We start from the raw sequence: 25518 nt of genomic DNA on the forward strand, positions 1-25518 counted from the left end.
CGATCCGGCGCTAGATCAGCAGCGACGACGGCGCGCGCCCGATCATGTCCCGCGCGGTCCGCGCGAGGTGCGCCTGATCCGCGAACTCCGCGTGCGCGGCCGCATCGGCCACCGACCCGGCGGGCAGCACGCCGATGGCGGTGCGCAGCCGTCGCCACCGGCGCAGCCGCGCCAGCGGAACACCGACCTGCTCGTGGACCAGGCGACGTAACCTCGGCGCGGACAGTCCGACGGTCCGTGCCAGGTCGGCCAGGGTGGGCGCCGCCATCAGCTGCTCGAGCGCCAGGGCCACCCGTGGATCGAGGTGGTCGCCCCGCCCCGCGCGCAGCAGGAGCTCCCGGCGCACCGCTTCGAGGTCGGGGACGCCGTCGAGGTCGTCGTGGATCGCCAGCGCAGCACGGAGCCTGCGCTTGTCCAGCGCCGACAGCGCGATCGGGCCGACACCGCGCGGCAGCAGCGGGATGTCGACGAAGACGCCGATGTAGCCGCCGGAGATGCGGCTGGAATGCGGCCACTGCGGCGGGATCAGGACCGCGGGCGGAGTGAGCCGACCGGTGCGCGCCACCTCCGCCGGACCATCGCCGAGCGGAAGCAGAAGTTTCCAGGCCGGATGTTCATGCCGGCCGACCGCCGCGGTTCCGGTATCGGCGAACACGGCCGCCGACTCGTCGCAGGCGAACACGACGCGGCGATCGTTTCGTTCAAGCCGCCACAGGCCGTCCGGCGACATGCTCACCTCATGCACGCTATCGCAGCGACTCTGCTCGGACTGTTCCTCATCGGTTGCGGCCTCGCACACCTGCTGGCCCCCGCATACTTCGCGCGCCTGGTGCCGTCCTGGTTGCCAGGGCCGAAACACCTTGTCGCCGTGTCGGGCATCGCCGAGATCGTGATCGGCGCGATGGTCATCGTGCCCGCCTGGCGCGCCGTCGGCGGTTGGCTCGCCGCTGCCATGCTCGCGGTCTACCTGCTGCTCTGGCTCGACCGCCTGCGCACCGCGACCGGTGCCCGCCGAGCCGAAGCCGCCGGCGTCGCCGTCAACGCCATGTACCTCGTGTGGGGCGGATATGTCGCGCTGGGAGCCGGGTGAGCGCCGTGCGGCGGATCAGAGACAGTGCCGAGGCTGAGTACCCGACAGCGACTGGAGGAAGAACACGATCGGATTGATCTTGCCCACGCAGGAGGGTGGCATCTCGGCGGAGCCGGTGCTCACCGGCCGCACCGGATCGGCGGCGGCGATACCGGAACCGGCCAGCTGTGCGGGGACGAGGAGGGCGGCCGTCACGGTGACGGCGGCGGCTGTCTTACGCATGGGGTCTCTCTTTCACTCAGCTGTGCCCCCGGGTGAGAAAACTATCCCGCCGCGGCCGCGACGCCCAGACGTCACTTTCCCGGGCGCCGACGTGCGGGCGGAGGAGGCGTCCAGGCGCGAACCGAAACAGCGCGCGGGTGCACCCCCGAGCGCGACGGGGATCGACCCACGCGACCCCATCGATCAAGAGCCGTGACGCCGCACGTGACGGCGTCCCCGCGGCCGAGGCGAACGCCGACAGTATTCCGCACCGGACGACGTAGTGACGGCGGTGAATGAGCCCCACGCGGGCCCACCAGAATTGACCAGCGCAGCGCCCGGTCTGATAAGCTCGCGGACGCGCGAACGCGTAGGCCGATGTAGTTCAATGGTAGAACTTCTGCTTCCCAAGCAGACAGCGCGGGTTCGATTCCCGTCATCGGCTCAAAGGACGATGACCAGGACTTTTGTCCTGGTCATCGTTCGTTTTCGGCCATGTTCGAAATCGCCGCGTGCCACACACGTGCCACTATCCGCCGGAACGGCCCTCGCGGTACGCGGTCGCCATGCGCGACAGATCTTCAGCGATGCGGCGTTCCGCATCATCGGTCGCCCGCTGGTAGATCAGGGCCGCTCGCATGTCGTCGTGCCCCATCCGGGCCATCAGATCCTTGGTCGACATCCCGGACTTCGAGGCCCACAGGTTCCCCGCGTGGCGAAGGTCGTGGAAGTGCACACCGGCCAGGCCAACCGACGCGGTGAGCTTGCCCCATTTGACGATCTGGGAGAAGTTCGAGCGTCGCAGCGGGTTGCCCCTCAGCCCGGTGAAGACATACGAGGTCGGTGCGTCGGCCACATACTCGTCAAGGTGTGCGAGCACATCAGCCCGGATGGCCTCGGGAACCGTCAAGGTGCGAAGGCCGGCGCGAGACTTGGGCGGAGAGACCACCAGGCCCTTGCCCGGCAGCTCGACCAGAGCCTTGCCGATCCGCACCGACACCGCACCATCCGAGAAGTCCTCACGCGTCAGCGCTGTCACCTCGCCCCAACGCAGCGAGCAGAACGCAGTCAGCAGCACCAGCACTCGATAGCGTTCGGGGACCGCCGCTGCGAGCGTGAAGACCTGAGCGATAGTCAGGACCGGGCGTTCTGGGCTGTACTCCTTGTCGGCTCCACGGACCCGGCACGGATTGCGCGGGATGATCTTGTCCTCATCAACAGCGGTATTCAGCGCGGCGCGCACTAGGCGATATGCCTTGGCCGTCGCAATCTCCGACACGCCCGAATCCAGACGTTCGGCCCGCCACTGCCGAACAATCGGCGTGGTCAGCCTGCCGAGTTCAGTGTCACCGAGCTCAGTCGGTTCGATGTGCTTTTGCAACAACCACTCATACAGGCCCACCGTCTTCGGGCGCAGGCCCGGACGCTGATCGATCCAGCGCTGCACATACGACGCCACGGTGACTTTGCTCCGCTCCGGGTCGATCCAATCGCCCTGAAGGATCTGCACCTCAGTGGTTGACAGCCACTGTTCGGCCGACTTCTTGGTAGCGAACGTCCTCGGTGCCGGGCGCATCTGCCCATCGGGACCCCGGTAGCGTGCCTGCCACCGGCCCGACGGCAGCTTGCGCACACTGCCGAAACCGCGTTTCCCGGCCATCAGGACGCCTTCTGATAGCAGGGAGCCACCTCGACGCGGCCCGATTGTGCGTACGCGTCGAGGTCGGCGATCTTGAACCGGACGTGACCGCCGACCTTGTAGAACACCACCCGGCGTTCGGCGACCAACCGGCGGATAAACCGAACGCCGGTGCCCAGGTACAGCGCTGCGCCCTGGACGTCGACGTATCCCGGACCGATATCCATCTCTCTCCCCTTACTTATGCTGCTGGCTGGATTGCCGAAAGGTCGTGTGTGTCTGGTGGTGCCGCTGCGAGCAGGGCGTTGGTGTATTGGGCGCGCCAGGCGGTGCGTTGGGCGATGGCGGCCATGATCAGGTGATCGCGTGGCGGCACGGACTGGTCGCCGGGCTGGACCGGGGTGACCCGCAGGTGTGAGGTGTCGGGCTTTTCGATCCCCACTCGGGCGAGCAGTTGCCGAACAAACTCGGCGCGGTCTTGCTTGTGGTCCGGGAGGGTTTTGCCGGACCAGCGCCGCGAGACCAGGACCCGGCGACCGGGCAGGCCGAGGGTGTCACGGCGGTGCGCTTTGCCTCGGCATTTGCCAGGGATGGTCTTGTCGCTGGCGCCCTTGGGGACGATGCCGTAGCGCAGCCAGACCCCGCAGCGCGGCGAGCACGGCGTGTACTGAAGCTCGGCGTGGAGGCGGTCGTAATGCTCGGCGGCCCGCTGTGACCGTGGTTCCACGATTTCGGCGATGGACTTGGTCAGGTACTTGGTGACGTAGCCGATATGCCGGTTCACCTCTTGGGTGCCGCCGAGCACACCGCGAATGTGTTTGCGGTCCATCTGCGAGCCGAACCGCACCGTGTGCGCCGGTGGCAGCTCATCGACGGAGTCCATGATGTCGAGGGCCTGGTCCCAGTCGGTGAGGGGGCGGCGGGTGTCGGGGTCGACGAAGGTCATGTCGGCCGGGTCCCAGACCGGCATCCGGTCGGCGGTGTACTGCTCGTGGTCGAAGTGCGGCCACCACACTTGGTGGTAGGTGGCGGCGGTGACCTGGCGCAGCAGATCACGCGAGATCGCGCCCCGCAGCAGGATATGCAGGTGCGGGGCACCGCGTTTCTGCGGTTCGACCGAGGCGAAGTACTGCACGTCATAGCCCACCGCACGGCGCAGGTTCTGGATCCAGCGATCCACCAGCGCCGAGAAATGCACGATGTCACGGGCAGCGCGGGTGTAGTCGTACTCGTCGGGGCGACGCGGGGACCCGTCCGAGCAGGGGATGCCGTCCGGGCCGGTCGCACCATCGGAGTTGATGCCCCCGTAGGAGGGCATGGTCAGGGTGACGAACATGGAGGGCCGGTGGCCGGAGAATTCGCGGCCGATGGTGGTGCGGGAGACCTTGCGGCGCGGCAGGTTCGGCGCGTCCTGACGACGGCGGGTCGAACGGGTCCGGCGAGTGGCCGGCCTCTCGTCCAGCGCGGGCAGGCGGCCCCGGAACCCGGAGTCACGCAGTTCGCGGTCGAGGTCTTCGATGATCTCGCGGATACCGGCCATCAGCTCGGCATCGTCTTCGGCCTTCGCGCCCTGGTACTGGTTGAACAGATCCGAGCGGGCGGCGACGAGGTCTGTTTGCTGTTCGGTGGGGTCTTTGGGTTCTTCGACGGGTTCGGCATCCAGGTGCCAACCCTCCCGGCATTGCGTCATCCGCAGGTAGCGGGCCTGCTTCGCACACGCCGGGCACACCGATTCGATAGTCGACTTGCAGGGGGCGGCGACGTAGGAGACGGTCAACGTTTTCGGGTCTTCGACCCGCATCGGGATCGGCCGCTTGCACACATCGAACTTCTCCGCCGTCGCTTCGGCCACATCCCGGAAGTCCGGCAGGGCGCGGCGTTCGGCGGCGGTCTGGCGTAGCGGCACATCAGTACTCAGGGTTTCCATCAGGCAGCCTCGTTCTTGTCCTTGGTCCAGTGGTCGACTCGCGGGAGGATCACGGTGGCGGCGAGGGCGTCGGAGCGGCGGAAGGTCAGGTCGTAGAGGCCGGGACCGGCGAGGCTGGCGTGGCAGTCGAGTGCGCCGAAGGCGTGGCAGAGGTGGGAGGTGCGGTTGTCGTAGTCGGCGGGACATTGGCCGTCGAGCATCCGCACCCGCACCCGGTCGGAGAACTCCCCGATAGCCACCGACACCAGCCGAGGAACCTTGATGGACTCGCCCGTGACGACGGCCAGGCCGCAGGCGGTGAGCTTGCGATCCCAACGCAGCCGGTAGCGCCACCAGGTCAGAAACCGGGTTCGGGCACGCCGGGCCACCCAGCGCTCGAACATCTCTGGTCTCCGCAGTCGCCAGAGCATGATCCCCACGCCGGCCACCCCAGCGACCCCGACCCCAAACGGCCACCCGAACACCACCCCGGCAGCGACAGCGGCCGCGATCGGGAGCGAGATCATGGGGAACAGCACCGCCCACCAAGCCGCGGTGACGGTGCCCACGAGTAGGTACCAGGCGGCATACAGCGCGGCGGTGCAGACCTCGTTGAACGGGTCAGGCTGGGTGCTGGTCTTGGCGGTCATGGCGGGGTCTCCTTGCCGGGAGGTCGAACAGGGCGAGCTGGTGAGGCTCGGTCGGCTTGCGGGACGGGATCTTGCGGCGGCGGTGGCGGGCGGCGGCGTCGGCCAGCAGTTGGTCCACCCGCCGATCCGGTGGCTTGGCCTCGGGCGTGCTCATGCTGCCCATCCGTCCAAATCGGAGTCCCAGCCGGGAGCGGGGCCGGTTTCGGCGAGCAGGTTGATCGCGACCGCAATCGGGTCGAGGCCACCGCGTTCGAGCTGGCAGCGTCGACGCGACCGCAGATCGATCACGGAATCGATGTCGGCGGAGTCGCGGGTGATCTTGGTGCTCATCAGACGGTCTCGCTTTCGTGGATGCCGCAGACGGTGCAGACGGCGGGTCGGGAGGAACGGAACAGCCGGGACGGGGCCGGGAAGCGGTGGCCGGCACTTTCGCAGCGGGCAGCGGCGCGGCAGCCGTCGCACCAGACGCGGTCGCCGTCGTAGATCCAGCCCAGCAACGCTTCTCGGTGGGACAGGTGGCTGACGGCTTGGTGCACCGAGGCGAAGCAGATTGATTCGCTGGTGTTCTCGGTGTAGGGATCGCCGCAGCCGTCGCAGTAGATGACCACATGGGTTTCAGTCACAAAGCCCCGTTTCATGCCGCCACCAGCCCGCCGGGGTTGTCGTCATCGCCGGGGATGTCGTCCGGATCGAAATCGGAATAATCGGCCTTAGGGGCCAGGTCGGGCTGGTCGGGTGCGTAGGTGGCGACGATGCGGTCGATGTCGTTGTCGGAGACCCAGAACGCCCGCACGCGAACGAATTCGGTGGTTCCGTCTTCGCCGACGTAGCCCACGCCGGGGGTCTGGTCGGAGATCTCGTCGCAGCGGGCACCGCGATCCCTGGCACCCTGGCCGTGGATCATCGCCGTCTGGGTGGGCTCATCCAGCCGCAGCCCGATACGGACCGGGAACAGCTGCCGGTTCGGCATCGTCTCCTTGGACGGGTCCTGCAATGCCGCTACCACCGAGACACCGACCGCGCGGCCTTGGGATAGCAGCAGGCCGGTCAGGTAGCGGAACTTCTCTTGCTGCTCGCGGGTGGCGTACGACGACAGCGCGGCGGCTTCGTCGATGATGATCAGGATCAGCGGCTCATCGGTGGTCGGGATGTGCTTGCGAACCCCGGCCGTGCGCAGCCGGGATGAGCGTTCCTGCATCACCGTCACGGCTTCTTCGAGCATGGCCAGGATGCCATCGGCGGTCCACTCGAACCGCACCCACATCCGGTCACCGCGACCGAATTCCATGCCGCCCTTGGGGTCTGCCATCCACACGTCCACGAACCCGGCCTTGATGGCGGGGCCGATGCCGGAGATGATCGACCAGATCACCGAGCCCTTACCCGAGCCGGTGGCACCGGCGAGCAGGATGTGGGCATACAGCACCTGCAACAGCCACACCCGCCCGTGCTCGGTGACCCCGACCGGCACCGCTTCGAGATCCACCCCGTAATGGAGCAGTTCGTTGACGGGTTTGGATTCGGCGAGGGTGTCGGTGGTGCGGATATCCAGGCACACGAACCCCGGAGCCGGAGACGAGGCCAGCACCTTCGGCACCGCCAGGTAGTGGGCCAGGGCGTCGAGGGTGTCATCGTTGGTCCAGTCCTTGAGCGATTGGCCGCCCACCATCTGCACCTGAACCATCAGCCCCGACTCGGTGTAGTCGGCGGCCACAATGTTCGGAAACCCCGACTCCGGCGACCCGAGCCCGAGCGCCGGCCACATCAACGCCAGCTGCGCCGAATCCGACAGCACGAACACCGCAGGCCGAAGATCGGCCGGAGCAGCCGCAACCTGATCAGCCGGCGACTCGGTGCGCGGAGCCCGGAGCCCGGACCAGTAGGCCATGACCCCGCTCGCGGCGAACACACTCCCGAGGACCAGGGCAGCGGTGGCGCTCACTGGATCACCTCCCCGAACGGGTACTGCGGGGCCGGTCCGCTAGTGGTCGAGACCGTGACCACCGAAACCACCGTCACCGTCTCCGAGACCGGCTCACTCGCCGTCGCGGCGGGACGGAAGGCCAGCATCACCAGCCCGGCCAGCATGAACAGGAACGCCACCGCGAACAGCGCCGAAACCAGCGGGCGTTTCATCAGCGACCCCATGGGTTCGTCTCCTCTTCCAGCGGCTTGCCCAGCAACGGAACCGGCAGCCCGCAACGCCAGCAGACCCGCATATCCACCTCGGGCCGGGGCTCGACCGGAGACCCGGTGGACTGGTCGTCGCAGAACATGACGCACTCGGAACCGGGATCAGCCGCAGCGGGCGCGGCGGGCAACAGGACCAGCAGCGGCAGCGCCGCAACACCAGCCCACAGAGCAGTTTTCGACATCAGGCACCCCCAACAGGGACAGCGATCGGCAGCATTGCCTGCACCGGTCGCGAGGAACGAACAGGTGGAGTCGGCACCACAGGTGCCGGAGGAACAGCCGCAGCCGGGACCGGCGCAGGCTCAGGAACGGGAACCGGTTCGGGTTCGGGTTCGGGGATCGGTTGCGGGTCGGGCTCTTGCGCCGATTCCGGTTCGGCCGCAGGCTCGGCGGCCGGGGCAGGTTCGGGATGAGCGGCGCGGAAGAGCACCGCCAGCCCGTGCGTGTCAGCGAGCAGCGAGATTGGGGCGATAGCCGCCACCAGCGCCGAGGCCCAGGCCGGAAGTTCCTGCCCGGCCGCGACCGCGTGCAGCGAGTTCCCGGCGATGGACACCACCGCACCCGCGACCAGTACCCCGGTGAACCAGCTGCGTTCCGGCGACTTCGCCAACGCCAGCGCCGACACTGTGGCCTGGATGATGGTGCCGTCCACGATCACCGGGAACAGCCACGCCCACCGGGCCGGGACATGCGCCAAGATCGCTAGATCCCGCAGGGACGCGAACGACAGCACGAAGGCCGCGACCCCGACAGCGATGATGGTGACGACCGCGAACCCCCGCGCAATGCGGATGCTCGCGGCCGTCTCGTTCGTGCTCATTACGCGGCCGACTTCTTCGCCAGATCGACAACCGCACCGGACACGGCCTCGTCATGCTCGGCCAACACGCCCGGCAGCTCGGCCAGCAGCGTCCGCGCATCCGCGATGCTCAGCGACAGGTAGAGGTGGCCGTGTTTGCTTTCCAACTCCACATGCACCGACGCCGGAACCGTGCGGTTGCTGTCGATGTCCATCGGTCGGGCCGGGGAGTAGACGACCGAGATGCCGTCGCCACTGATCATTGCGCTCACGTACGACATCAGGCCGCCGCCTTACCGCTGGCCGGGCGAGCCGCACCCGGATCGGCCGGCGCCTGCTTCGCACCCGAGGTATCACCCTTGATGCCCGTCGCCCGGATGTAGAAGCCGATCGACTTGAACTGGCCGTTTCCGACCAGCCGAGGCTTGAGCGTCAGCCCCTCCAGCTCGATCGGACGCAGGCCCTCCATGACCTCCGGCTCCGACGGAACCGGCATCTGGTCCGCGACGAAGGTGATATCGAAACCGGCCTGGTTCGCCTTGCCGCCAGCCCGGTCCATGATCGTGGCCTTCCACAGGCGCTTGCCCGAGCCGTTGCCGTCGCGGTCGTAGTCGAGCGCCTGACGCTTCGGCGCGTTGCGGTCCTCGCTGAACTCGGTCTGCGCCTCGATATCACCGAGCAGCAACACACCCTTCGGGAACACGGAACGGAAGTCGGTCGGAATCCACATGTCCTTGAGAGCCATCTCTGTCATCTCCTTCTGTTTTACTCGTCATGTCCTATAGAGGACTTACTCCTATATAGGAGCACAGAGGAGCTGTAGGCGTCAAGACCTACAGAGGACTTAAGATGGCGAGGTCTTGGACAGTGGGAAGGGATCGCATGCCCGCGAAGTACGAGCTAATTGCTGATGACCTGCGACGGCGGATCGCCGCCGGGGAGCTACGCCCTGGCGAACGTCTCCCTAGCGAGGCTGAGTTGATCAAACGCCATCGGGTGAGCGTCCCGACGCTGCGTCAGGCTCTAGCTGTCCTACGCGGCGAGGGCGTGATCGAGGCTCGACATGGAATCGGCACCTTCGTGCGGAAACCCCGCCAGAAGGTTCGCCGGTCATCTGATCGCTATCAGTGGGAGAAGGACCGCGTTCACCTTCCCGAGGCGGAGCGCAGGGAAACCGGAGCCACTGAGCGGGACACGGGCGTCACGGTCAATGATCTTGAATTCTCGGCCAAGTACGAGGTCGTCGAGGCCGATGAACGGATGGCTCGGATTCTCGGTCTGCCAATCGGTGCCCGCGTTCTTCGTCGGAACTATCGCACGTGGCTAGACCATGAGGGCGTGCCGTTGAATCTCAGCACGTCACATATCGCGTATGAGCTGGCGGCCGAGAACCCGGACCTTCTCGACGACACAAAGGAACCCTGGCCGGGCGGCACCCAGCATCAGCTGTACACCATTGGAATCGAGATCGATCGGATTGACGAGACGATCGGGACTCGGCCGCCGACTGCTGAAGAAACCGAGGAGCTCGACCTTTCTACCGGCGTCGCTGTGTTCGTCGTGGAGAAACGCGCCGTCGACACATCGGGCCGGGTGGTGGAGTTCTCCGACGTGATTCTTCCGGGCGACCGCACTGAACTGACCTTTTCGACCACGCTTCGTCGTTGGGAGTCCAAGTGATTCGGACAATCTCGGTCATCACCGCGACGTATCGCCCTGTCGCCGAATATCTCGATGACGCCTATCGGTCGCTACTCGCTCAGGAGCTGCCGGAAGGTTGGGACTGGGAATGGATTGTCCAGGAAGACGGCACGACAGGCGAAGCCGCGAAGATGCTGCCCGACGACCCGCGAGTCAAGCCGGGTATGGGTCGGCATGGAGGCCCTGGCGTTTGTCGTTCACTGGCGTTGGCTCGCTCCGTTGGTGCGTTGGTGAAGGTCCTCGATGCAGATGACCAGCTGACCCCTGGCACCCTGGCACGGGATATCGAGGCGTTGAGCCAGCCCGGGGTGGGATGGGCTACATCACGAGTCCTCGATCTGCTCCCGGATGGATCGACGATTGGGTTTGACCAGGACCCACCGGACGGGCGTCTGATCAGTGGAACTGTCCTCGCCCACTGGAGAAGCCATGACTACCGAGCGTCGGTTCACCCCGCATCGCTATGCATTCACAGGCACCTACTTCTTGCCGCTGGCGGGTGGATGGCACTGCCTGCCTCGGAAGACGTGGGCCTCCTGCTCGCCGCCGATGCACTCACGGACGGATGGTTCACGGCGGAGCCCGGCTTGCTGTACCGCAAGTGGGACGGCCAGATGACCGCTCATCCGACACATCTAGATGCGGCCGAGCGCACAGCGCGGATGGGCCTGATCGACGAGCGCGCATCGTCCATGCGCATCACGACCCGCTTCGACCTCACGGCCCAGCGCCAAAGCGCCTAGTTTCTGGCGCTATTCAGCGATCCCGCACGTTCTGCGAGTGGTTGCCGAATTTCGCCATACAGGATCAAGAGCGCCTGCGGCGGCGCTTCGCGCCGCCGCCGCGCAGCGACGCGCAAACCAGGCTGGAAGGGCGCCGCCTGGGCGCGTCGGCGCGTCGGCGGCGCGACGCGCTGGCCCAGGTGCATCCGGCCCTGTCTGGCGGTCACGGATCCACTTTGGCGACGTGGTAGCACGGAGACCGCCAGCTCTGCCGCACTTGTCATTCGTCCGAGCAGTGCTGGGCACGTCGTCTGTCCTACCGGGCTTGCTCTCCCGCAGCTCCGCGACGAATCCGCCGGCGCCGTTCGTGGGGCCTGGCTGTGGTCCGGTCCGAGACGGGGACTTTGCCGAGGAAGCCGCGGTGGGGTGCCGTGGACGGTGAGGGCTTCGGGTTGCGTTGCGGTGCAGGCGTGGTCGTGTTCGTCGCCGGACACATAGTCCGTGGGTCACCAGGCGGGGTTGGTGCAGCCGGGGGTGGTGCAGACGGGGCGGCTGGTGGCGTTCACCGTGTTCCTCTCTGTCCGGGCCGGCGGAATCTGCCGATGGCGTACCAGGCCGGACCCGCCCTCGCAACGGCCAAGCGGTGTCGACGGCCGGGGGCCACGCGGCACAGTCCCAGCCTCAAGCTGCGGTGACCTTCAACAGGGCAAGGGTGCCGCGCGACCCCCGGCCGCCGAGCCATTGCGAGGGCGGGTCCGGCCTGGTCCGGGCGGAGCCCAGATTCCACCGACCCGGACAGAGAGGAACCCTCACCATGAACGCCACCATCCACCCCACCGCCTGCACCACCCCCGGCTGCACCAACCCCGCCACCACCACCCTCCCGTACTACGTGCCCGGCGACGAACACGACCACGCCTGCACCGACTGCCACGCCGCCTACCTCGAAGCCCTCACCGCCCGCGACGACGACTGACCCGAAAGGGGGCTTCGGCCCCCTTCTCTTCCGTTGCGGAAAAAGCGACCGGCCCGTGCCGTCGTGGTTGGCCTGGTAGTCGTTGCGCGTCCTTCGGCCGCGTGGCCCTGGTGGTCGGTGGCCTGCATTGTGTTCCCGCGCCCCTCCAGCGTCAAGGGCGCTACGCGTCACTGCGTGATGGGCAAGCCCACCCTTGACCCCGGAGCCTCTACGCGCGAAGGGCAGGCCCTATGGGGCAGGCGGTGAAGCCAGCCCCCGATGTGTGCAGGCCACCCACCACCAGGGCCAAACAACCAAAGCTGGCACGTGGACGGAATCGCCCGCGTGCCACAAACGTGCCATATAACCCGGTCAAAACCGGTAAACGCCGGATCTCAGCGCGCAGCAAAACCCGCAGATCAACAAGCCATGTGAGCACTTCACCCTGATTCCCAAGCAGACAGCGCGGGTTCGATTCCCGTCATCGGCTCAAAGAGAAGGCCCCGAGTGATCAGTCACTCGGGGCCTTTGCTTGTGCGGAGGAAGCTCGCCGAACGATGACGGTCGCAGAGGCTTGTTTATGACTGACTGGTCATTCATTATGGGGCTATGCCGAAAGTAGTCGATCGTGCCGCACGCAGGCAGGAAATCCTTGATGCCGCCGCGAAGGTGTTTGCCCGCAAGGGGTTCGCGGCCTCGCGCATAGACGATGTCGCGGCCGAGGCGGGGATCGCCAAGGGCACCATCTACCTGTATTTCGACAGCAGGGATGCACTGCTCAGCGGCGTCTTCGGTAGCTACATGGCCGAGACCGAGCAGGTACTGGCCCACCTCGGTGAGGGGCCCGCGCTGCAACGGCTCGCCCGACTCGTGCGTGGCGCGATGGAGATGCTGGACTCCCATCCCGATCACGTGCGGGTTCTGCTGGATGTGTGGGCCGCGAATCCGCCCATCGATCTGGTCGGCGTCTATCGCGACTATCGCGCCGCCATCTCAGGACTGCTGGCCGAGGCCGCCGAGCAGGGGGAACTACGGGAGGGGGTCGGCGCGCGGCACGCGGCGGTCATTGTCGCGGCGATCGAAGGATGTCTGGTGCAGGCCCTGGTCGACCCCGACTTATCGCTACGCGATCTGGTCGACCCGGTGCTCCAGATCTGCGTGGAAGGAATCCGGCGATGAATCTCATCGATCGGCTGATCGCGCCGGGCGCCACCCGGTCGGAGGTCGGTCTCGGCTTCGGTTCCGCGGTCTGCGGGGCGGCAACAGGATTCGCGCTGGCGGCAACGGCCGGGTGGTCCTGGCTCGCGGTCGCGGTGGTCACCGTCATCGCCTTCGACCTGTTCGGTGGCGCGGTGGTGAATGCGCTGACCTCGGCCAAACGCTGGTATCACCGCCCTGGCCGGACGTGGATCCATCACCTGGGCTTCGTCGCAGCGCATCTGCAACCGTTCATCCTGGCGGCGGTGGCACCCGGTTTCGGGTGGGCCGCAGCGGTCGTCATCTACACGGTGGCTATGGCCGGTGCCGTCATCGTGACCGGGACGCCGGAGGCGCTGCGCCGCCCGATCGCCTTCGCGGCCACCGCGTTCGGTGTGGTCGTGGTGACCAGCCTGATCGCCGTCCCGCAGGAACTGCTCTGGTTCGCGCCGGTATTGCTGATCAAGCTGCTGTTGGCGCATCTGCTTCCCCTGGACGCCGGGGGTGCTGACCTGCGCGAACCGTGGAGGAGCGGCGCGGCGGCATGAGGATCGTTATCCTGCGAAAGCAGTGGCAGGCACCGCGTTCTCGATCCACTGTTCGAGCCGGATCGCCCCGCACGCACCGGACGTAAGGAACACCCAGCACATGAGCACCACCACGCACGCATTCACCGACGACGCGCTGGGCGAGATGGACGCGGTGGCATTGGCCGCCGCGATCCGCGACGGGCAGGTGGGGCGGGCCGAAGTGATCGAGGCCGCGATCGAACGAGCGCAGCGAGTGAACCCGCAGCTCAACGCGATTCAGGCCGAATGCTTCGCGCGGGCGCGGGCCGCGCAGCCGGCCTCTGGGGTGTTCTCCGGGGTGCCCGCCTTCGTCAAGGACAACACCGATATCGCCGGGCTGCCCACCTGCCACGGTTCGGCCGCCTTCGATCCGCATCCGGCCGCACGTACCAGCGGGCCGGGCGCGCAGTTCCTGCATCCGGGGTTCGTCGCGCTCGGCAAGTCCACGCTGCCGGAGTTCGGGCTCACGGCGAGCACCGAATACGCCGACCGTCCGCCGACACGCAACCCGTGGAACACCGACTACTCGGCGGGCGCGTCCTCGGGCGGATCCGCGGCGCTGGTCGCGGCCGGTGTGGTGCCGATCGCGCACGCCAATGACGGCGGCGGCTCGACCCGCATCCCGGCCGCCGCCAACGGCCTGGTCGGCTTGAAACCCACCCGCAACCGGCTGCTGGACCAGCCCGGCGCCAGGCAGCTACCGGTGCACCTGGTGGCCGAGGGCGTGCTGACCCGCTCGGTCCGCGATACCGCGCATTATCTGGCGGCCGCCGAACGCTTCCACACCAACACCAAACTTCCACCCATCGGCCTGGTGGAGGGCCCGAGCGAGCGGCGGTTGCGCATCGGCGTGATCCGCCACGACGTGCGCGGTCGGGCCGTGCATGAAGAGACCGGCGCGATCCTCGACTCAGCGGCTGCCGTCTTCGCCGGTCTCGGCCATGAGCTGGTCGAAACCCGGCTCCAGGTCGACGAGCAGTTCATCGAGGATTTCAAGCTGTACTGGGCGGCGGTGGCGGCTTTGCTGTCGACCTCGTTCCGGATCGCGCAGCGCAAACATTTCGATCCGAGTTTGCGCGATCCGTTCACCAAGGGCCTGTCGGCGCTGGCCACGAGCCGGCCGCTGAGCGTCATGCGCGCGGTGCGAAGGCTCCGCACCGCACCCGCGATCTACGACGCCCACTTCACCGACGTCGACGTGCTGCTCACCCCGGTGCTCTCGCATCCGGCGCCGCTGCTCGGCGATCATTCCCCGAACCTGCCGTTCGACGAGCTGTTCGCCAAGCTCGTCGACTACGTCGGGTTCACCCCGCTCAACAATGTCGGCGGCGGGCCCGCGGTATCGCTGCCACACGGGCGCATGTCGGCGAACCTGCCCGGTTCGATCCAGCTGTCGGCCCGGCACGGCGCCGAACGTACGCTGCTCGATCTGGCCTACCAGTTCGAGGCCGCGAGCCCATTCCCGCGGATCACCGATGTGCAGAGCGCCGGCGAAAGGGTCGCCGGCTAGCCGCTCCGGGCGAGTCGGCGCCGACCGAAGCGCACGACAGGACCTCGCGGCATCAGGAGAAGCCGCGGGCCGGGTGTGGTTCTACGCCTCGGCTCGAGGTGGTACCCGGCTCGGTCCCGCGCGGAACCGACGCCTCGTCCTGGCCGAACTACTTCTGCGCCCACACCCCGAGCTCATTCCCGCTCGGATCGGTGAAGTGGAATCGCCGACCGCCCGGGAATTCGTACGGCCCGTTGACGACGGTCCCGCCCGCGGCCTCGACCGCCCGCACCGAGCCGTCCAGATCGTCGGAGTACAGCAGCACCAGCGGCCCGCCGTGACGTACCTGCTCGGCCAGCGCCAGCCCGCCGACCTCGGCGTTTTCCGCTCCGGCCGGGTTTCGGATGCCGGCGTATGCGGGTCCGTAGTCGTTGAACTGCCACCCGAACGCCTCGGTATAGAAGCGTTTGGCCGCGGGCAGATCGGTGACGGCGATTTCGATGTAGTCGATGGCGTGATGACGGTGGCTGCCTGCGTCGGAATCGGACATGGGCCGATGATGCCGCAGGGGTCCGACAACTTCCCGGTGACCGGGCCGCGATGGCCTGCCATTACGCTCGTGCGCGTGCTGCTTTCCGATCGTGACATCCGCGCGGAGATCGCCGGTGGGCGTCTCGGGCTCGAGCCGTTCCAGGAAAACCTGATCCAGCCGTCGAGCATCGACGTGCGCCTGGACGGGATGTTCCGGGTGTTCAACAACACCCGATACACCCATATCGACCCGGCTCAGCGGCAGGACGAGCTGACCAGTCTGGTCGAGCCCGCGCCCGGTGAGCCGTTCGTGCTGCATCCGGGTGAGTTCGTGCTCGGCTCCACGCTGGAGGTGTGCACCCTGCCCGACGATCTGGCGGGCCGCCTGGAGGGTAAGTCGAGTCTGGGCCGGCTCGGCCTGCTCACCCATTCCACCGCGGGGTTCATCGATCCCGGGTTCAGCGGCCACATCACGTTGGAGCTGTCGAATGTGGCGAACCTGCCGATCACGCTGTGGCCGGGCATGAAGATCGGTCAGCTGTGCCTGTTCCGGCTGACCAGCCCCGCCGAGAACCCCTACGGCAGCGCCGCCACCGGCTCCAAATACCAGGGTCAGCGGGGCCCGACGCCGTCGAAGGCGTACCTGAACTTCCCGCTGCCGAGCCTGGACCGGTAGCTCCCGGCGCGAACGGGCCGACGTCGGCACCGGCACCATCTTCCGGTATCGATCAGGACCGGCGCCCGCGCCGATCCTGTCCCCCCGCCCGGCCCGGCGCACAGCTTCCTCGTCTATGCGCCGGGACCGAGCGCGACCGACCGCTCTAGTCGGGCCGATCCGCACCCACCGCAAGCGCGGCTGTGACGATCGTCGACAGCGGCGGCAGTCGTCGGCCTCGCTCCGGAGGCTCGACCCAGTAGCAGCCTTCTCTGGTCCAGCGACCGAGGCCGGTGGGCAGCATGACGGCACTGCCGACAGCGGGTATGCCGATGTCGAGGCGGTTGAGCACCTCCATGAGCTGCGCGCCTGGCCTGCTGTCCGGGGTGGCCAGGAAGCTCCAACGGATCTGCCTGGCCAGCATGGGAACTCGCACGCCCTGCTGTGCCAGTGCCGCACGGACCTTCTCCGCGCGCCAGGTGGGTAGGTGAATCACGCAGGCCCTCGCGGTGATCGGTAGCATCACGAACCCGCCGCGTTCGGTGACCACCAGCCCGAATTCGTGCCGGTAGAAGGCCGCCCAATCGTCGATCGTCCTCAGTTTTTCCACGTTCATCGCGTAGCCCCCTGGCCCGCTGACGCCGGGCCGGTCGGAGTCGGATTCGCCACCGATTCCAGGCTCGCGGTAATGCCCGGCGCGCCACAAGCGCCGACCCGCCGGCGTTCCACTGCCCTTGCGCTGCCAGTTATTCGAGTCGAAAAGGCATGTGGCAGCGCTCACAATTTGCTCGTAACCTGTGGGGGACGTTTCGTTCGAAGGGAAGACAACGTGGTCCGGCAGTGGTCAGGGAAGGAGACCCGGGCGCTGCGCGACGCCATGCGGATGAGTATCCGGGAGTTTGCCGCCCATTTGGGGGTGCACCAGCGCCTGGTATCCAAATGGGAAGCGGGCGGCAGCCGGGTTCATCCGCGCCCGGTGAACCAGGCCGCGCTCGATACCTCCCTGGCCAGGTCCGACGATGTGGTGCGGGCACGGTTCGCGGAGCTGATCAGTCAGCCCGCCACACCGCGATTCGGCGCGCGAGCCGGCGACTCGGCGCACAGCAGTTATTCCAGCGACGCGGAACTCTTGGACCTCATAGACGCCGGCGCGGTGAGAGGCGATGCGTTAGCAGCGATTTCGGAGAGGGATCTGATAATGGCGGCTGCCCACGAGGCCAGTGAACACGCGAGCCGGGCCGAGAGCACCAATATCGGCGCGATGACATTGGAACAGCTCGACGCCGACGTCACCCGAATCGCCAACGACTACGTGCATATTCCGCCGGTCCCGATGGTGGTGGAGATGCTGCGGGTGCGGCGGCGGGTGTATCGCTTGCTGGAGGGGCAGCAGCGTCCCGCCGATACCAGTCATCTGTATCTGCTCGCGGGTAGCTTGTCCGGGTTGCTCGCCAACGCCAGTACCGATCTCGGCCATTACGATGCCGCCGCCGAACAGATCCGCGCCGCCAGGGCCTATGCCGAATTATGTGGGCACAACGGATTACGCGCGTGGACCCGGGGCATGCATGCGCTCATCGAGTACTGGTCGGAGCGTCCACGCCGAGCGGTCGAACTTGCCCAGAGCGGATTGGAATTCGCCGATTCGGCCACCGCGCGGGTGCGATTGAGCAATATCGAGGCCAGGATCTGGTCCAAGATCGGCAGTGCCGCCGATACCGAGCGCTGCCTGCGCGCGGCCACCGACGCCCGCGACGGCTCCGGTTCGGACACCCTGCACGATGGCATCGGCGGCGTCTTCGGTTTCCCGGACGCGAAGGCGCAGTACTACGCGGGCGCCACCTACATCCATCTCGGCATGGCCGAGCCCGCCCTCGCGGCGACCGAGCAGGCGATCGAGCTGTACTCCACCGGCCCGGCATGGCAGCGCTCCTACGGCGCCGAGGCCCTGGCCCGGGTGGATTCGGCGGCCGCGCACCTGATCAACGGCAGCCTCGACGGCGCGAGCGAGGCCCTGCATCCGGTGCTCGGCCTCGCCGAGGACAAACGCATCGCCCAACTGGAGGAACGGCTCACCGGCGTCCGCCGCCGCCTCGCCGCGCCCACCTTCGACGGCGCCACCGAAGCCGCCGCGCTGGACGAGCGCATCGAGGAGTTCTGCGGGAGCACCGCCGCCAACGGGCTCGCGGCAGGGTCGGCGGGCTGAGCTCCGCTATTTCGGTTCGGCGGGAGCCATTCCTGAGCACAACCACCGGCCGTCGACCCGCTCCATCGTCACGGTGAACGACTGGCGCTCGTTCCGTGGCGCCGGTTCGAAGGCTTTCGTCACGGTGTAGTCGGCATGGACGCTCACCTCGGCCCGCTTGCCGTTCCCGGTGAGATAGACGCACTCGTTGGCGGAGCTCGTCGACGACATCTGCATCGTGACCATCAGGTTGCTCAGGTCGGGGAAGGTGTTGTCGAAATCGCTCTTGAACGTTCCGGTCGAGCCGGCGTCGACCGACCGCCTGTACGACTCGAGATCGCGGTAGTCGTAGGTGGTCATGATGGCGGTGAAATCGCACGCCGCCTGCCGGGCCGCCTCGCGGGAATCCTGCGCTGACGGCCGCGCGGTCGTCGTCGGCCGGGCCTGCTCGACCGGGTCCGAGTCGCTGATCGTCACGCCGATCGCGACTCCGACGCCGCCGATCACCAGCGCGGCCACCAGCACGGCGACGCCGATCAACGCGATACGGCGACCGGGCCCACGGCCGGGTGGTGGTCCAGGTGGTAGCGGCGCGCCGAAGGCGGGGTTCGGCATCGGCGCCCCCGGCGGTGGCTGAGCCCCCGGCCCGAACCCACTCTGCCAGCCGTGATCCGGGCCCATCGGCCCACTCTGCCAGCCGCCCCCGCTGTTGCTGCTGTCCAACGCCCGGTCTCCTCCACCCACAGTTACGCCGGTCACCCTACGCGACGGCGAGGCGGGGACCCGGAGCGAGAATTGCCGAGGATGGCACCATGGAGCGGTGAGCACTGGTCATCATCCGCATCGCCCGCCGCGTGTTCTGGAGCAATCCACGAAGCTGCAGGACGTCGTCTACGAGATCCGTGGACCGGTACTCGCGCATGCGGCACGGCTGGAGGCCGAGGGGCATCGCATCCTCAAGCTCAACATCGGCAACCCGGCGCCGTTCGGGTTCGAGGCCCCCGATGTGATCATGCGCGACATCATCGCCGCCCTGCCCTATGCGCAGGGCTACTCCGAATCCAAGGGCATCCTGTCGGCCCGGCGCGCCATCGTCACCCGCTATGAGCTGGTGCCCGGTTTCCCCGAGCTCGACGTGGACAGCGTCTACCTGGGCAATGGTGTGTCCGAGCTGATCACCATCACCATGCAGGCGCTGCTGAACAACGGCGACGAGGTGCTCATCCCCGCCCCGGACTATCCGCTGTGGACCGCGATGACCAGCCTGGCGGGCGGCACGCCGGTGCATTACCTGTGCGACGAGTCCAACGGCTGGCAGCCCGATATCGCCGACATCGAATCGAAGATCACCGACAAGACCAAGGCGCTGCTGGTGATCAACCCGAACAATCCCACCGGCGCGGTGTACTCCACCGAGGTGTTGCAGCAGCTGGTCGACCTGGCACGCAAACATCAGCTGTTGCTGCTCGCCGATGAGATCTACGACAAGATCCTCTACGACGACGCCAAGCACATCTCGCTGGCGACGCTGGCACCGGACCTGCTCTGCCTGACGTTCAACGGCCTGTCCAAGGCCTACCGGGTGGCGGGCTACCGGTCGGGTTGGCTGGCGATCACCGGTCCGAAGGAGCACGCGGCCGGCTTCATCGAGGGCATCGACCTACTGGCCTCGTCCCGGTTGTGCCCGAATGTGCCCGCGCAGCACGCCATCCAGGTGGCGCTCGGCGGCCACCAGAGCATCGAGGATCTGATCCTGCCCGGCGGCAGGCTGCTGGAGCAGCGCGATGTGGCCTGGGAGCGGTTGAACATGATTCCCGGCGTCTCGTGCGTGAAGCCGAAGGGCGCGCTGTACGCGTTCCCGCGGCTGGACCCGAATGTCTACGAGATCCACGACGACGCCAAGCTCATCCTCGACCTGCTGTTGCAGGAGAAGATCCTGATGGTCCAGGGCACCGGGTTCAACTGGCCCAACCACGACCACCTGCGGATCGTCACCTTGCCGTGGGCCCGTGACCTGGCCGTCGCCATCGAACGCTTCGGCAACTTCCTGTCCAGCTACCGCCAGTAGCGCACCGCCGTCAACGGGACCAGCCCCTGCTTCCTGCGGTGAAAACAGACTTCATGTTCGTCTAATCGCGGTTTTTGGAGACTTACTAGCGCAAAACAAGTTGTTTTGTGTACAGTAGGCATCGGCGCTTTCGAGCGCCCGGTCGGGTTGTCTACCCCCCCTGGACAAGCCGACCTTGTGGGTCAGGCTGCCTACCCCCCTGGGCGCCACCCTGCGGCCGGCGGAGACATCCCCCTGCTCTCCGCCGGCTTGCCCGCCTCTCCGCGTTTTTTTGGCCAGACTTAGACGCGGGGTTCTTTGCGTTGGCGGCCGGCGGTATTGCATAAAGGCGAGTTAGCCCGTACCCGGTGAGTTACCCGGATCTTGCGAGATCAGTTGGTGCGGTGGGGAGAAAGACCAGCTGGGCCGATTGGGGTTGGGGCGGTTGGTCGGGTCCGTGCTTGGTGGGTATCTGGATCCTGTGGGGCGGTGAAAGGTCTCTTTGGTGGGGGAATCTGGGCTCGGTGGTTGTCTCGACCGCTTCCGGTGCTCTTGAAAACCACGTCCATTAAGCTCGGCGCGTGAGCGACCACCATCACCATCACGATCACTCCGGGCCGATTGCCATCGGGGCTACCGCTGCGCGGGTCGTTGTCGGGTTACTAGCGGTCATCGGGGTGGTCGTGGTGATCGCCACCATCGCGTTGTGGCCCAGTGAGCAGCAGGTGGATATTCCGCTGCCGATGCAGAACGCCGGGGGCGGGGCGGTGCAGACCGAGGCGGGGACCGTGGTGTTGCAGGACATGGGGGCCTGCGGCAGTCCGTCGCTCGGCAAGGTGTTCGCGGACAAACCGGATCCGCCCGCCACCAACGCCTACACCTGCCAGCGCAGCCTGATCGCCATCGAATCCGGGCCGCACGAGGGCAATCACACGCTGCTCGAGATCGCTCCGGGGCCGGGGCAGCCGGAATTGAAAGCGGGCGACCACATTCGCATCGTCCGGCAGACCGCGCCCGACGGAACCCCGCTCTACTCCTTCGACGACTACGCGCGCGGCCTGCCGCTGACGCTGATCGCCCTGGCCTTCGTGGTGGTGATCATCGTGGTCGCGCGCTGGCGTGGACTGCGCGCACTTCTCGGACTCGGATTCGCCTTCGGCGTGCTGGTGATGTTCATGCTGCCCGCCCTGCTGGACGGCAAGCCGGCCATCCCGGTCGCGCTGGTCGCGGGCTCGCTGATCCTGTACGCGGTGCTCTACCTCGCGCACGGCGTGAACCTGCGGACCAGTTCGGCCCTACTCGGCACACTGACCTCGATGGTGCTCGCGGCGGTGCTGTCCTGGATCGCCATCGGCGTCACCGACCTGACCGGGCTGTCGGAGGAGCAGAACACCAACGTCGCCACCTACCTCGAACACGTCAGCATCACCGGGCTGCTGCTGGCGGGCTTCATCATCGGTTCGCTCGGTGTGCTCAACGACGTCACAATCACCCAGGCCTCGGCCGCCTTCGAACTGGCGGCGCTGGACGAGGGTGCCTCGCGCCGCGAGATCTTCGCCGCCGCCATGCGGGTGGGTCGCGACCACATCGCCAGCACCGTCTACACCCTGGTGCTCGCCTACGCCGGTGGTGCGCTGCCGCTGCTGCTGTTGTTCAGCGTCGCGGGCCGGGAGATCCGTGACGTACTGGTCGGCGACGCCGTGGCCATCGAGATCGCGCGATCGGCCGTCGGCGGTATCGCGCTCGCGCTGTCGGTGCCGCTGACCACCGGTATCGCGGTGCTGCTCGCGCGGCCGTTCGGATCGGGGAAACCCGCACCGAAGGTGACCAACCGCCCGCGCCACGCGAAGGCCTGAGTTCGGTCGCGGTGGTGTTCGCGCGGGCTGTTCGGATCCGGTGTCCGCATCTCGGGTGACCGACCGTCCGCCGCGCGGACCTGCCCGCCCATTGGTCGGCCCATGTGCGGTGCTGCTCACGCCGACCGCGCGGACCGGAACACGGACCGGCAGGTGACCAACCGCTGCGGCACGCGAACGACGAGCCGCTCGGCGTCGGAAGCCGGCTCAGCCCGGCGGCGGCGGAGGGAACAGCGGCGGGATCGTCGGAACGATGATCGGCGGCAGCCCGGGAACCACCACGATGGTGTTGGGGCCGACGGTGGTGGGCGCGGGCTCGTCCGGCCGCTGACGCTGCGGCGGTGGCTCGGCGATGGCTTCCTCGGCCTCGGTGGTGGTGGGCACCGCGGTCTGCGGGAGCGGCGCGCTCGCCTTCGACGGTGTGGTCGGCAGTGGTGAGGTGTTGCCCTCGCTGGTGTGGGAATCGCGTTCCAGCACCTGCGGGCCGTAGCCGAGCCCGAGACCGATGGCGGCCACCACCGCCAGCGCGCTCACCGTCAACGCGGCACCGCTGATCTCGCGGCGCCCGCGCCTGCGTTCGGTGGGCGCCGACAGCCACGACGGGGCCAGCTCGTCGTCGGCGAAGGCCGGGTCCGGGGCAGGGCGCGCAGCCGTCGTCGCGACCGGACGCGGTGCGCGCACGGCTCGGGCCAGCAGTGCGGCGCCGCGGGCAGCGACCGTCTCCGGATCTTCCGGCACCACGACCGGCAGCCCTAGCGAATGCTCCAAAACCCGCGCTACCAGCGGAATCCGGGCGCCACCGCCGACCACCAGCACGCCGTTGACGGGCATACCGGAGCGCATCACCACCTCGCGCGCCATCCGCGCGGACGATTCCACCGCGAGCGTGATCAGCGCTTCGAAATTCTCCTGCGCCAGCAACACCAGGCCCTGCTCGCTGGGCAACGCCACCGCGGTATTGCTCGACAGCTGTTCCTTGGCCTGCCTGCACAACGCGTCCAGCTGCGCCAAACCGGACGGATCGTGCGGGTGCGCGATGCGGCCGGAGGCGATCTGTTGTTCGCGGATCAGTGAGTCGATGTAGTCGCCGCTGATATCGCTGGTGCGTTCGGTGTGCCGGACCTGCCTGGTCTCGACGTCGACGATGCTCACCGACAGCCCCGAGCTCCCGAGGTCGTAGACGACGAGCATGGACGCCCCGCGGATATCGCCGCTGCGCTCGGCGAATTCGACGATCGCGTTGAGTTCGGGAACCAGCTCGTAGTTGGTGACCTGCTGTTTGGCCATGGCCGCGCGGAGCGCCCTGGCCTGCTGGTCGGTGCGGTAGGCGATGGCCGCTGCGGCGATATCGGCGGACGCCTCCAGCGTCACCCCGACGGCCTGGGCGGCGAGTTCGGCCGGGTCCTGCTCGGCTACCGGGACGGTCTGGAGGTCGAAGGACCGCGCGGCCAGATGCTCGTGCTGGTACCCGGCGTGGGGGCGGGCCAGCCGAACGGCGCAGGCCCCCACCGCAACTCCCAGTACCGAACCCATCAGCTGCTCATCTTCCCGCTCCACGACATGTGAGCCCGCATCGTCTGCACGCGGCGGCTCGTCCCCGAACCCTACCGACCGAGATCTGTGGAGTTCGCGGCAGTGCTGGCCGTTTACCTGATGGCCCCCGCCTCGACTGGCAACTCTACGGTGTGCCGAGCCCCGCGTACACCCATCCGGCCTCCCGCCAGGTGGCCGGTAGGAGACAGTTGCGGCCGTCGATGATGGACCGTGCCCGCACCACCGGATCCAGGTCGTGCGGCCGCAGCGCGGTGAATTCGGACCATTCGGTCAGCACAAGCACCACGTCCGCGCGATCGCAGGCCTCGGCCACCGAGGTGGCGTAGTTCAAGGTCGGGAACACCCGGCGCGAATTCTCCAGCGCCTTCGGGTCGTACACGGTGACAACGGCGCCGTGTAGCTGCATCATTCCGGCGACGTTGAGCGCGGGCGAATCGCGCACATCGTCGGATTCGGGTTTGAAGGCCGCGCCGAGCACCGCGACATTCGCACCGAGCAGCGATCCACCGCAGGCCTTGGTTGCCATATCCACCATCTTGGTGCGGCGGCGCATATTGATGTTGTCGACCTCGCGCAGGAAGGTCAGCGCGTGGTCGGCGCCGAGTTCACCGGCGCGCGCCATGAAGGCCCGGATGTCCTTGGGCAGACATCCGCCGCCGAATCCGAGGCCCGCGTTGAGGAAACGACGGCCGATGCGGGCGTCGTAGCCGAGGGCGTCGGCCAGCACGGTGACGTCGGCGCCGGTGGCCTCGCACACCTCCGAGACCGCGTTGATAAACGAGATCTTGGTGGCCAGAAAGGCGTTCGCCGACACCTTCACCAGCTCAGCGGTGGCCAAATCGGTCAGCAGGAACGGGATGTCGGCGGCGATGAGGTCGGCGTAGATCTCGCGCAACAGTTGTTCCACCCATGCCGATTCGGCGCGGTCGCGGTCGACACCGAGCACCAGCCGGTCCGGGCGCAGCGTGTCCTGCACCGCGAAGCCCTCGCGCAGGAACTCCGGATTCCATGCCACTTCGACATCGGTCGAGGTCAAAGCCCTGGCGCGGGCGCCGAGTTCGGCGGCGGTGCCGACCGGGACCGTCGACTTGCCGACGATCACCGACGGTCGCTCGAGCATCGGCGCGAGCGCGTCGATCACCGCGTGCACGTATTTCAGGTCGGCGGCGTATTCGCCCTTCTTCTGTGGCGTGCCGACGCCGAGGAAGTGCACATCGGCATGCGCGGCCGCCTCCTCGTAGGAGGTGGTGAAGCGCAGCCGTCCAGCGTCCAGGTTGCGGCGCAGCACCGCCTCCAGACCCGGCTCGTAGAACGGCACCACACCGTCGGAGAGCTTTGCGACCTTGCCCGGATCGACATCCACCCCGATCACGTCGTGCCCGAGTTCGGCCATACACGCGGCGTGCGTGGCCCCCAGGTACCCGGTTCCGAAGACTGTGCATCGCATGATCGATTGGTAAGCCGCGCCGGTGGCTACTCCGCCACACCGAGGCAAGAGTCCGGGCAACAATAGATGTACAGGGAGTGGAAACTTCCCTGACCTGCGGGTTCGCCCGCCGCGGTGGTCTGGATGCGCGAA

31 protein-coding genes and 1 tRNA gene are annotated in these 25518 nt (G+C 67.5%); 12 read left to right on the forward strand and 20 right to left on the reverse strand.

What is annotated here, in order from left to right; all coding sequences use genetic code 11:
* Positions 1-10: 10 nt before the first annotated feature.
* Positions 11-730 (reverse strand): helix-turn-helix domain-containing protein, encoded by a 720-nt coding sequence (locus tag AC5W7N_RS06130; protein ID WP_495924042.1) that lies wholly within the window; start codon positions 728-730, stop codon positions 11-13.
* A 9-nt stretch (positions 731-739) separates the two neighbouring features.
* Between AC5W7N_RS06130 and AC5W7N_RS06135 the strand changes: the two genes are divergently transcribed.
* Positions 740-1090, forward strand: coding sequence for a DoxX-related protein (locus tag AC5W7N_RS06135; protein WP_495923387.1), 351 nt, complete (start codon positions 740-742; stop codon positions 1088-1090).
* Positions 1091-1105: 15 nt separating this feature from the next.
* Here the strand turns inward: AC5W7N_RS06135 and AC5W7N_RS06140 are convergent, their stop codons facing one another.
* Positions 1106-1312, reverse strand: coding sequence for a hypothetical protein (locus AC5W7N_RS06140; RefSeq protein WP_195020237.1), 207 nt, complete (start codon positions 1310-1312; stop codon positions 1106-1108).
* Between the two features lie 353 nt (positions 1313-1665).
* On the opposite strand from AC5W7N_RS06140, the gene AC5W7N_RS06145 reads away from it, so the two are divergent.
* Positions 1666-1736: transfer RNA gene (locus AC5W7N_RS06145), tRNA-Gly, on the forward strand.
* 84 nt (positions 1737-1820) lie between these two features.
* On the opposite strand, the gene AC5W7N_RS06150 is transcribed toward AC5W7N_RS06145, so the two are convergent.
* Genes AC5W7N_RS06150 through AC5W7N_RS06210 form a run of 13 tightly spaced genes read right to left on the reverse strand, consistent with a single transcriptional unit; the run spans position 1821 to position 9223 of the window.
* Positions 1821-2951 (reverse strand): tyrosine-type recombinase/integrase, encoded by a 1131-nt coding sequence (locus AC5W7N_RS06150; RefSeq protein WP_495923388.1) that lies wholly within the window; start codon positions 2949-2951, stop codon positions 1821-1823.
* Positions 2951-3157 (reverse strand): excisionase family DNA-binding protein, encoded by a 207-nt coding sequence (locus AC5W7N_RS06155; RefSeq protein ID WP_104897900.1) that lies wholly within the window; start codon positions 3155-3157, stop codon positions 2951-2953. The genes AC5W7N_RS06150 and AC5W7N_RS06155 overlap by 1 nt, the downstream gene beginning before the upstream one ends.
* A gap of 14 nt (positions 3158-3171) precedes the next feature.
* The gene (locus AC5W7N_RS06160) at positions 3172-4857 is read right to left on the reverse strand and encodes a replication initiator (protein ID WP_495923389.1); all 1686 of its coding nucleotides are present in this window, start codon (positions 4855-4857) and stop codon (positions 3172-3174) included.
* A complete protein-coding gene (locus AC5W7N_RS06165; protein WP_495923390.1) occupies positions 4857-5486 on the reverse strand; it encodes a hypothetical protein in 630 nt (209 codons plus the stop codon). The genes AC5W7N_RS06160 and AC5W7N_RS06165 overlap by 1 nt, the downstream gene beginning before the upstream one ends.
* Positions 5458-5640 (reverse strand): hypothetical protein, encoded by a 183-nt coding sequence (locus tag AC5W7N_RS06170; protein WP_495923391.1) that lies wholly within the window; start codon positions 5638-5640, stop codon positions 5458-5460. The genes AC5W7N_RS06165 and AC5W7N_RS06170 overlap by 29 nt, the downstream gene beginning before the upstream one ends.
* The gene (locus AC5W7N_RS06175; RefSeq protein WP_495923392.1) at positions 5637-5816 is read right to left on the reverse strand and encodes a hypothetical protein; all 180 of its coding nucleotides are present in this window, start codon (positions 5814-5816) and stop codon (positions 5637-5639) included. The genes AC5W7N_RS06170 and AC5W7N_RS06175 overlap by 4 nt, the downstream gene beginning before the upstream one ends.
* On the reverse strand, positions 5816-6109 hold the full coding sequence (locus AC5W7N_RS06180) for a hypothetical protein (protein WP_495923393.1): 294 nt from the start codon (positions 6107-6109) through the stop codon (positions 5816-5818). Before AC5W7N_RS06180 ends, AC5W7N_RS06175 begins: the two co-directional genes overlap by 1 nt.
* Before the next feature lie 11 nt (positions 6110-6120).
* Positions 6121-7428, reverse strand: coding sequence for an FtsK/SpoIIIE domain-containing protein (locus tag AC5W7N_RS06185; RefSeq protein ID WP_495923394.1), 1308 nt, complete (start codon positions 7426-7428; stop codon positions 6121-6123).
* Complete coding sequence (locus tag AC5W7N_RS06190; RefSeq protein WP_495923395.1) at positions 7425-7634, reverse strand: hypothetical protein; 210 nt, start codon at positions 7632-7634, stop codon at positions 7425-7427. Before AC5W7N_RS06190 ends, AC5W7N_RS06185 begins: the two co-directional genes overlap by 4 nt.
* On the reverse strand, positions 7622-7861 hold the full coding sequence (locus tag AC5W7N_RS06195) for a hypothetical protein (protein ID WP_495923396.1): 240 nt from the start codon (positions 7859-7861) through the stop codon (positions 7622-7624). Before AC5W7N_RS06195 ends, AC5W7N_RS06190 begins: the two co-directional genes overlap by 13 nt.
* Positions 7861-8499, reverse strand: a complete 639-nt coding sequence (locus AC5W7N_RS06200) for a DUF2637 domain-containing protein (protein ID WP_495923397.1) — start codon at positions 8497-8499, stop codon at positions 7861-7863. The genes AC5W7N_RS06195 and AC5W7N_RS06200 overlap by 1 nt, the downstream gene beginning before the upstream one ends.
* Positions 8499-8759, reverse strand: a complete 261-nt coding sequence (locus tag AC5W7N_RS06205; protein ID WP_495923398.1) for a hypothetical protein — start codon at positions 8757-8759, stop codon at positions 8499-8501. The genes AC5W7N_RS06200 and AC5W7N_RS06205 overlap by 1 nt, the downstream gene beginning before the upstream one ends.
* Positions 8759-9223: a hypothetical protein gene (locus AC5W7N_RS06210; RefSeq protein WP_495923399.1), complete on the reverse strand. Its 465-nt coding sequence runs from the start codon at positions 9221-9223 to the stop codon at positions 8759-8761. Before AC5W7N_RS06210 ends, AC5W7N_RS06205 begins: the two co-directional genes overlap by 1 nt.
* A 137-nt stretch (positions 9224-9360) precedes the next feature.
* Between AC5W7N_RS06210 and AC5W7N_RS06215 the strand changes: the two genes are divergently transcribed.
* The 6 genes from AC5W7N_RS06215 to AC5W7N_RS06240 all read left to right on the forward strand — a co-directional run bounded on the left by AC5W7N_RS06215 (position 9361) and on the right by AC5W7N_RS06240 (position 15132).
* On the forward strand, positions 9361-10158 hold the full coding sequence (locus AC5W7N_RS06215) for a GntR family transcriptional regulator (RefSeq protein WP_495923400.1): 798 nt from the start codon (positions 9361-9363) through the stop codon (positions 10156-10158).
* Positions 10155-10922: a glycosyltransferase family 2 protein gene (locus tag AC5W7N_RS06220; protein WP_462766905.1), complete on the forward strand. Its 768-nt coding sequence runs from the start codon at positions 10155-10157 to the stop codon at positions 10920-10922. The genes AC5W7N_RS06215 and AC5W7N_RS06220 overlap by 4 nt, the downstream gene beginning before the upstream one ends.
* Before the next feature lie 793 nt (positions 10923-11715).
* On the forward strand, positions 11716-11877 hold the full coding sequence (locus AC5W7N_RS06225) for a hypothetical protein (protein ID WP_495923401.1): 162 nt from the start codon (positions 11716-11718) through the stop codon (positions 11875-11877).
* 588 nt (positions 11878-12465) lie between these two features.
* Entirely contained in the window at positions 12466-13035 is a 570-nt protein-coding gene (locus tag AC5W7N_RS06230; RefSeq protein WP_163816090.1) for a TetR/AcrR family transcriptional regulator, read from the forward strand.
* Positions 13032-13601, forward strand: a complete 570-nt coding sequence (locus tag AC5W7N_RS06235) for a hypothetical protein (protein WP_195020236.1) — start codon at positions 13032-13034, stop codon at positions 13599-13601. The genes AC5W7N_RS06230 and AC5W7N_RS06235 overlap by 4 nt, the downstream gene beginning before the upstream one ends.
* Positions 13602-13701: 100 nt before the next feature.
* Positions 13702-15132, forward strand: a complete 1431-nt coding sequence (locus AC5W7N_RS06240; RefSeq protein ID WP_163816086.1) for an amidase — start codon at positions 13702-13704, stop codon at positions 15130-15132.
* Between the two features lie 148 nt (positions 15133-15280).
* Here AC5W7N_RS06240 and AC5W7N_RS06245 read toward each other — a convergent pair whose 3' ends face one another.
* The gene (locus tag AC5W7N_RS06245) at positions 15281-15661 is read right to left on the reverse strand and encodes a VOC family protein (protein ID WP_195020235.1); all 381 of its coding nucleotides are present in this window, start codon (positions 15659-15661) and stop codon (positions 15281-15283) included.
* Between the two features lie 75 nt (positions 15662-15736).
* On the opposite strand from AC5W7N_RS06245, the gene dcd reads away from it, so the two are divergent.
* Complete coding sequence (dcd, locus tag AC5W7N_RS06250) at positions 15737-16318, forward strand: dCTP deaminase (protein ID WP_036541157.1); 582 nt, start codon at positions 15737-15739, stop codon at positions 16316-16318.
* Between the two features lie 145 nt (positions 16319-16463).
* On the opposite strand, the gene AC5W7N_RS06255 is transcribed toward dcd, so the two are convergent.
* The gene (locus AC5W7N_RS06255) at positions 16464-16913 is read right to left on the reverse strand and encodes a hypothetical protein (RefSeq protein ID WP_163816082.1); all 450 of its coding nucleotides are present in this window, start codon (positions 16911-16913) and stop codon (positions 16464-16466) included.
* Positions 16914-17126: 213 nt separating this feature from the next.
* Between AC5W7N_RS06255 and AC5W7N_RS06260 the strand changes: the two genes are divergently transcribed.
* Entirely contained in the window at positions 17127-18503 is a 1377-nt protein-coding gene (locus tag AC5W7N_RS06260; protein ID WP_195020234.1) for a helix-turn-helix domain-containing protein, read from the forward strand.
* A 6-nt stretch (positions 18504-18509) separates the two neighbouring features.
* On the opposite strand, the gene AC5W7N_RS06265 is transcribed toward AC5W7N_RS06260, so the two are convergent.
* Positions 18510-19007: a hypothetical protein gene (locus tag AC5W7N_RS06265; protein ID WP_195020233.1), complete on the reverse strand. Its 498-nt coding sequence runs from the start codon at positions 19005-19007 to the stop codon at positions 18510-18512.
* A 295-nt stretch (positions 19008-19302) separates the two neighbouring features.
* On the opposite strand from AC5W7N_RS06265, the gene AC5W7N_RS06270 reads away from it, so the two are divergent.
* A complete protein-coding gene (locus tag AC5W7N_RS06270; RefSeq protein ID WP_163816077.1) occupies positions 19303-20550 on the forward strand; it encodes a pyridoxal phosphate-dependent aminotransferase in 1248 nt (415 codons plus the stop codon).
* 560 nt (positions 20551-21110) lie between these two features.
* A complete protein-coding gene (locus AC5W7N_RS06275; protein WP_163816074.1) occupies positions 21111-22385 on the forward strand; it encodes a YibE/F family protein in 1275 nt (424 codons plus the stop codon).
* Between the two features lie 207 nt (positions 22386-22592).
* On the opposite strand, the gene AC5W7N_RS06280 is transcribed toward AC5W7N_RS06275, so the two are convergent.
* On the reverse strand, positions 22593-23918 hold the full coding sequence (locus AC5W7N_RS06280; protein WP_228815185.1) for a DUF7159 family protein: 1326 nt from the start codon (positions 23916-23918) through the stop codon (positions 22593-22595).
* A gap of 145 nt (positions 23919-24063) precedes the next feature.
* Positions 24064-25386 (reverse strand): UDP-glucose dehydrogenase family protein, encoded by a 1323-nt coding sequence (locus tag AC5W7N_RS06285; RefSeq protein WP_163816072.1) that lies wholly within the window; start codon positions 25384-25386, stop codon positions 24064-24066.
* Positions 25387-25518 lie beyond the last annotated feature (132 nt).

Source organism: Nocardia sp. CDC519 (assembly GCF_059509835.1).

Coding starts and splice junctions, on each gene's coding strand:
- AC5W7N_RS06130 (WP_495924042.1), bottom strand. CDS start 730: ATGTCGCCGGACGGCCTGTGGCGGCTTGAACGAAACGATCGCCGCGTC.
- AC5W7N_RS06135 (WP_495923387.1), top strand. CDS start 740: ATGCACGCTATCGCAGCGACTCTGCTCGGACTGTTCCTCATCGGTTGC.
- AC5W7N_RS06140 (WP_195020237.1), bottom strand. CDS start 1,312: ATGCGTAAGACAGCCGCCGCCGTCACCGTGACGGCCGCCCTCCTCGTC.
- AC5W7N_RS06150 (WP_495923388.1), bottom strand. CDS start 2,951: ATGGCCGGGAAACGCGGTTTCGGCAGTGTGCGCAAGCTGCCGTCGGGC.
- AC5W7N_RS06155 (WP_104897900.1), bottom strand. CDS start 3,157: ATGGATATCGGTCCGGGATACGTCGACGTCCAGGGCGCAGCGCTGTAC.
- AC5W7N_RS06160 (WP_495923389.1), bottom strand. CDS start 4,857: ATGGAAACCCTGAGTACTGATGTGCCGCTACGCCAGACCGCCGCCGAA.
- AC5W7N_RS06165 (WP_495923390.1), bottom strand. CDS start 5,486: ATGACCGCCAAGACCAGCACCCAGCCTGACCCGTTCAACGAGGTCTGC.
- AC5W7N_RS06170 (WP_495923391.1), bottom strand. CDS start 5,640: ATGAGCACGCCCGAGGCCAAGCCACCGGATCGGCGGGTGGACCAACTG.
- AC5W7N_RS06175 (WP_495923392.1), bottom strand. CDS start 5,816: ATGAGCACCAAGATCACCCGCGACTCCGCCGACATCGATTCCGTGATC.
- AC5W7N_RS06190 (WP_495923395.1), bottom strand. CDS start 7,634: ATGGGGTCGCTGATGAAACGCCCGCTGGTTTCGGCGCTGTTCGCGGTG.
- AC5W7N_RS06195 (WP_495923396.1), bottom strand. CDS start 7,861: ATGTCGAAAACTGCTCTGTGGGCTGGTGTTGCGGCGCTGCCGCTGCTG.
- AC5W7N_RS06200 (WP_495923397.1), bottom strand. CDS start 8,499: ATGAGCACGAACGAGACGGCCGCGAGCATCCGCATTGCGCGGGGGTTC.
- AC5W7N_RS06205 (WP_495923398.1), bottom strand. CDS start 8,759: ATGTCGTACGTGAGCGCAATGATCAGTGGCGACGGCATCTCGGTCGTC.
- AC5W7N_RS06210 (WP_495923399.1), bottom strand. CDS start 9,223: ATGGCTCTCAAGGACATGTGGATTCCGACCGACTTCCGTTCCGTGTTC.
- AC5W7N_RS06215 (WP_495923400.1), top strand. CDS start 9,361: ATGCCCGCGAAGTACGAGCTAATTGCTGATGACCTGCGACGGCGGATC.
- AC5W7N_RS06225 (WP_495923401.1), top strand. CDS start 11,716: ATGAACGCCACCATCCACCCCACCGCCTGCACCACCCCCGGCTGCACC.
- AC5W7N_RS06230 (WP_163816090.1), top strand. CDS start 12,466: ATGCCGAAAGTAGTCGATCGTGCCGCACGCAGGCAGGAAATCCTTGAT.
- AC5W7N_RS06235 (WP_195020236.1), top strand. CDS start 13,032: ATGAATCTCATCGATCGGCTGATCGCGCCGGGCGCCACCCGGTCGGAG.
- AC5W7N_RS06240 (WP_163816086.1), top strand. CDS start 13,702: ATGAGCACCACCACGCACGCATTCACCGACGACGCGCTGGGCGAGATG.
- AC5W7N_RS06245 (WP_195020235.1), bottom strand. CDS start 15,661: ATGTCCGATTCCGACGCAGGCAGCCACCGTCATCACGCCATCGACTAC.
- AC5W7N_RS06255 (WP_163816082.1), bottom strand. CDS start 16,913: ATGAACGTGGAAAAACTGAGGACGATCGACGATTGGGCGGCCTTCTAC.
- AC5W7N_RS06280 (WP_228815185.1), bottom strand. CDS start 23,918: ATGGGTTCGGTACTGGGAGTTGCGGTGGGGGCCTGCGCCGTTCGGCTG.
- AC5W7N_RS06285 (WP_163816072.1), bottom strand. CDS start 25,386: ATGCGATGCACAGTCTTCGGAACCGGGTACCTGGGGGCCACGCACGCC.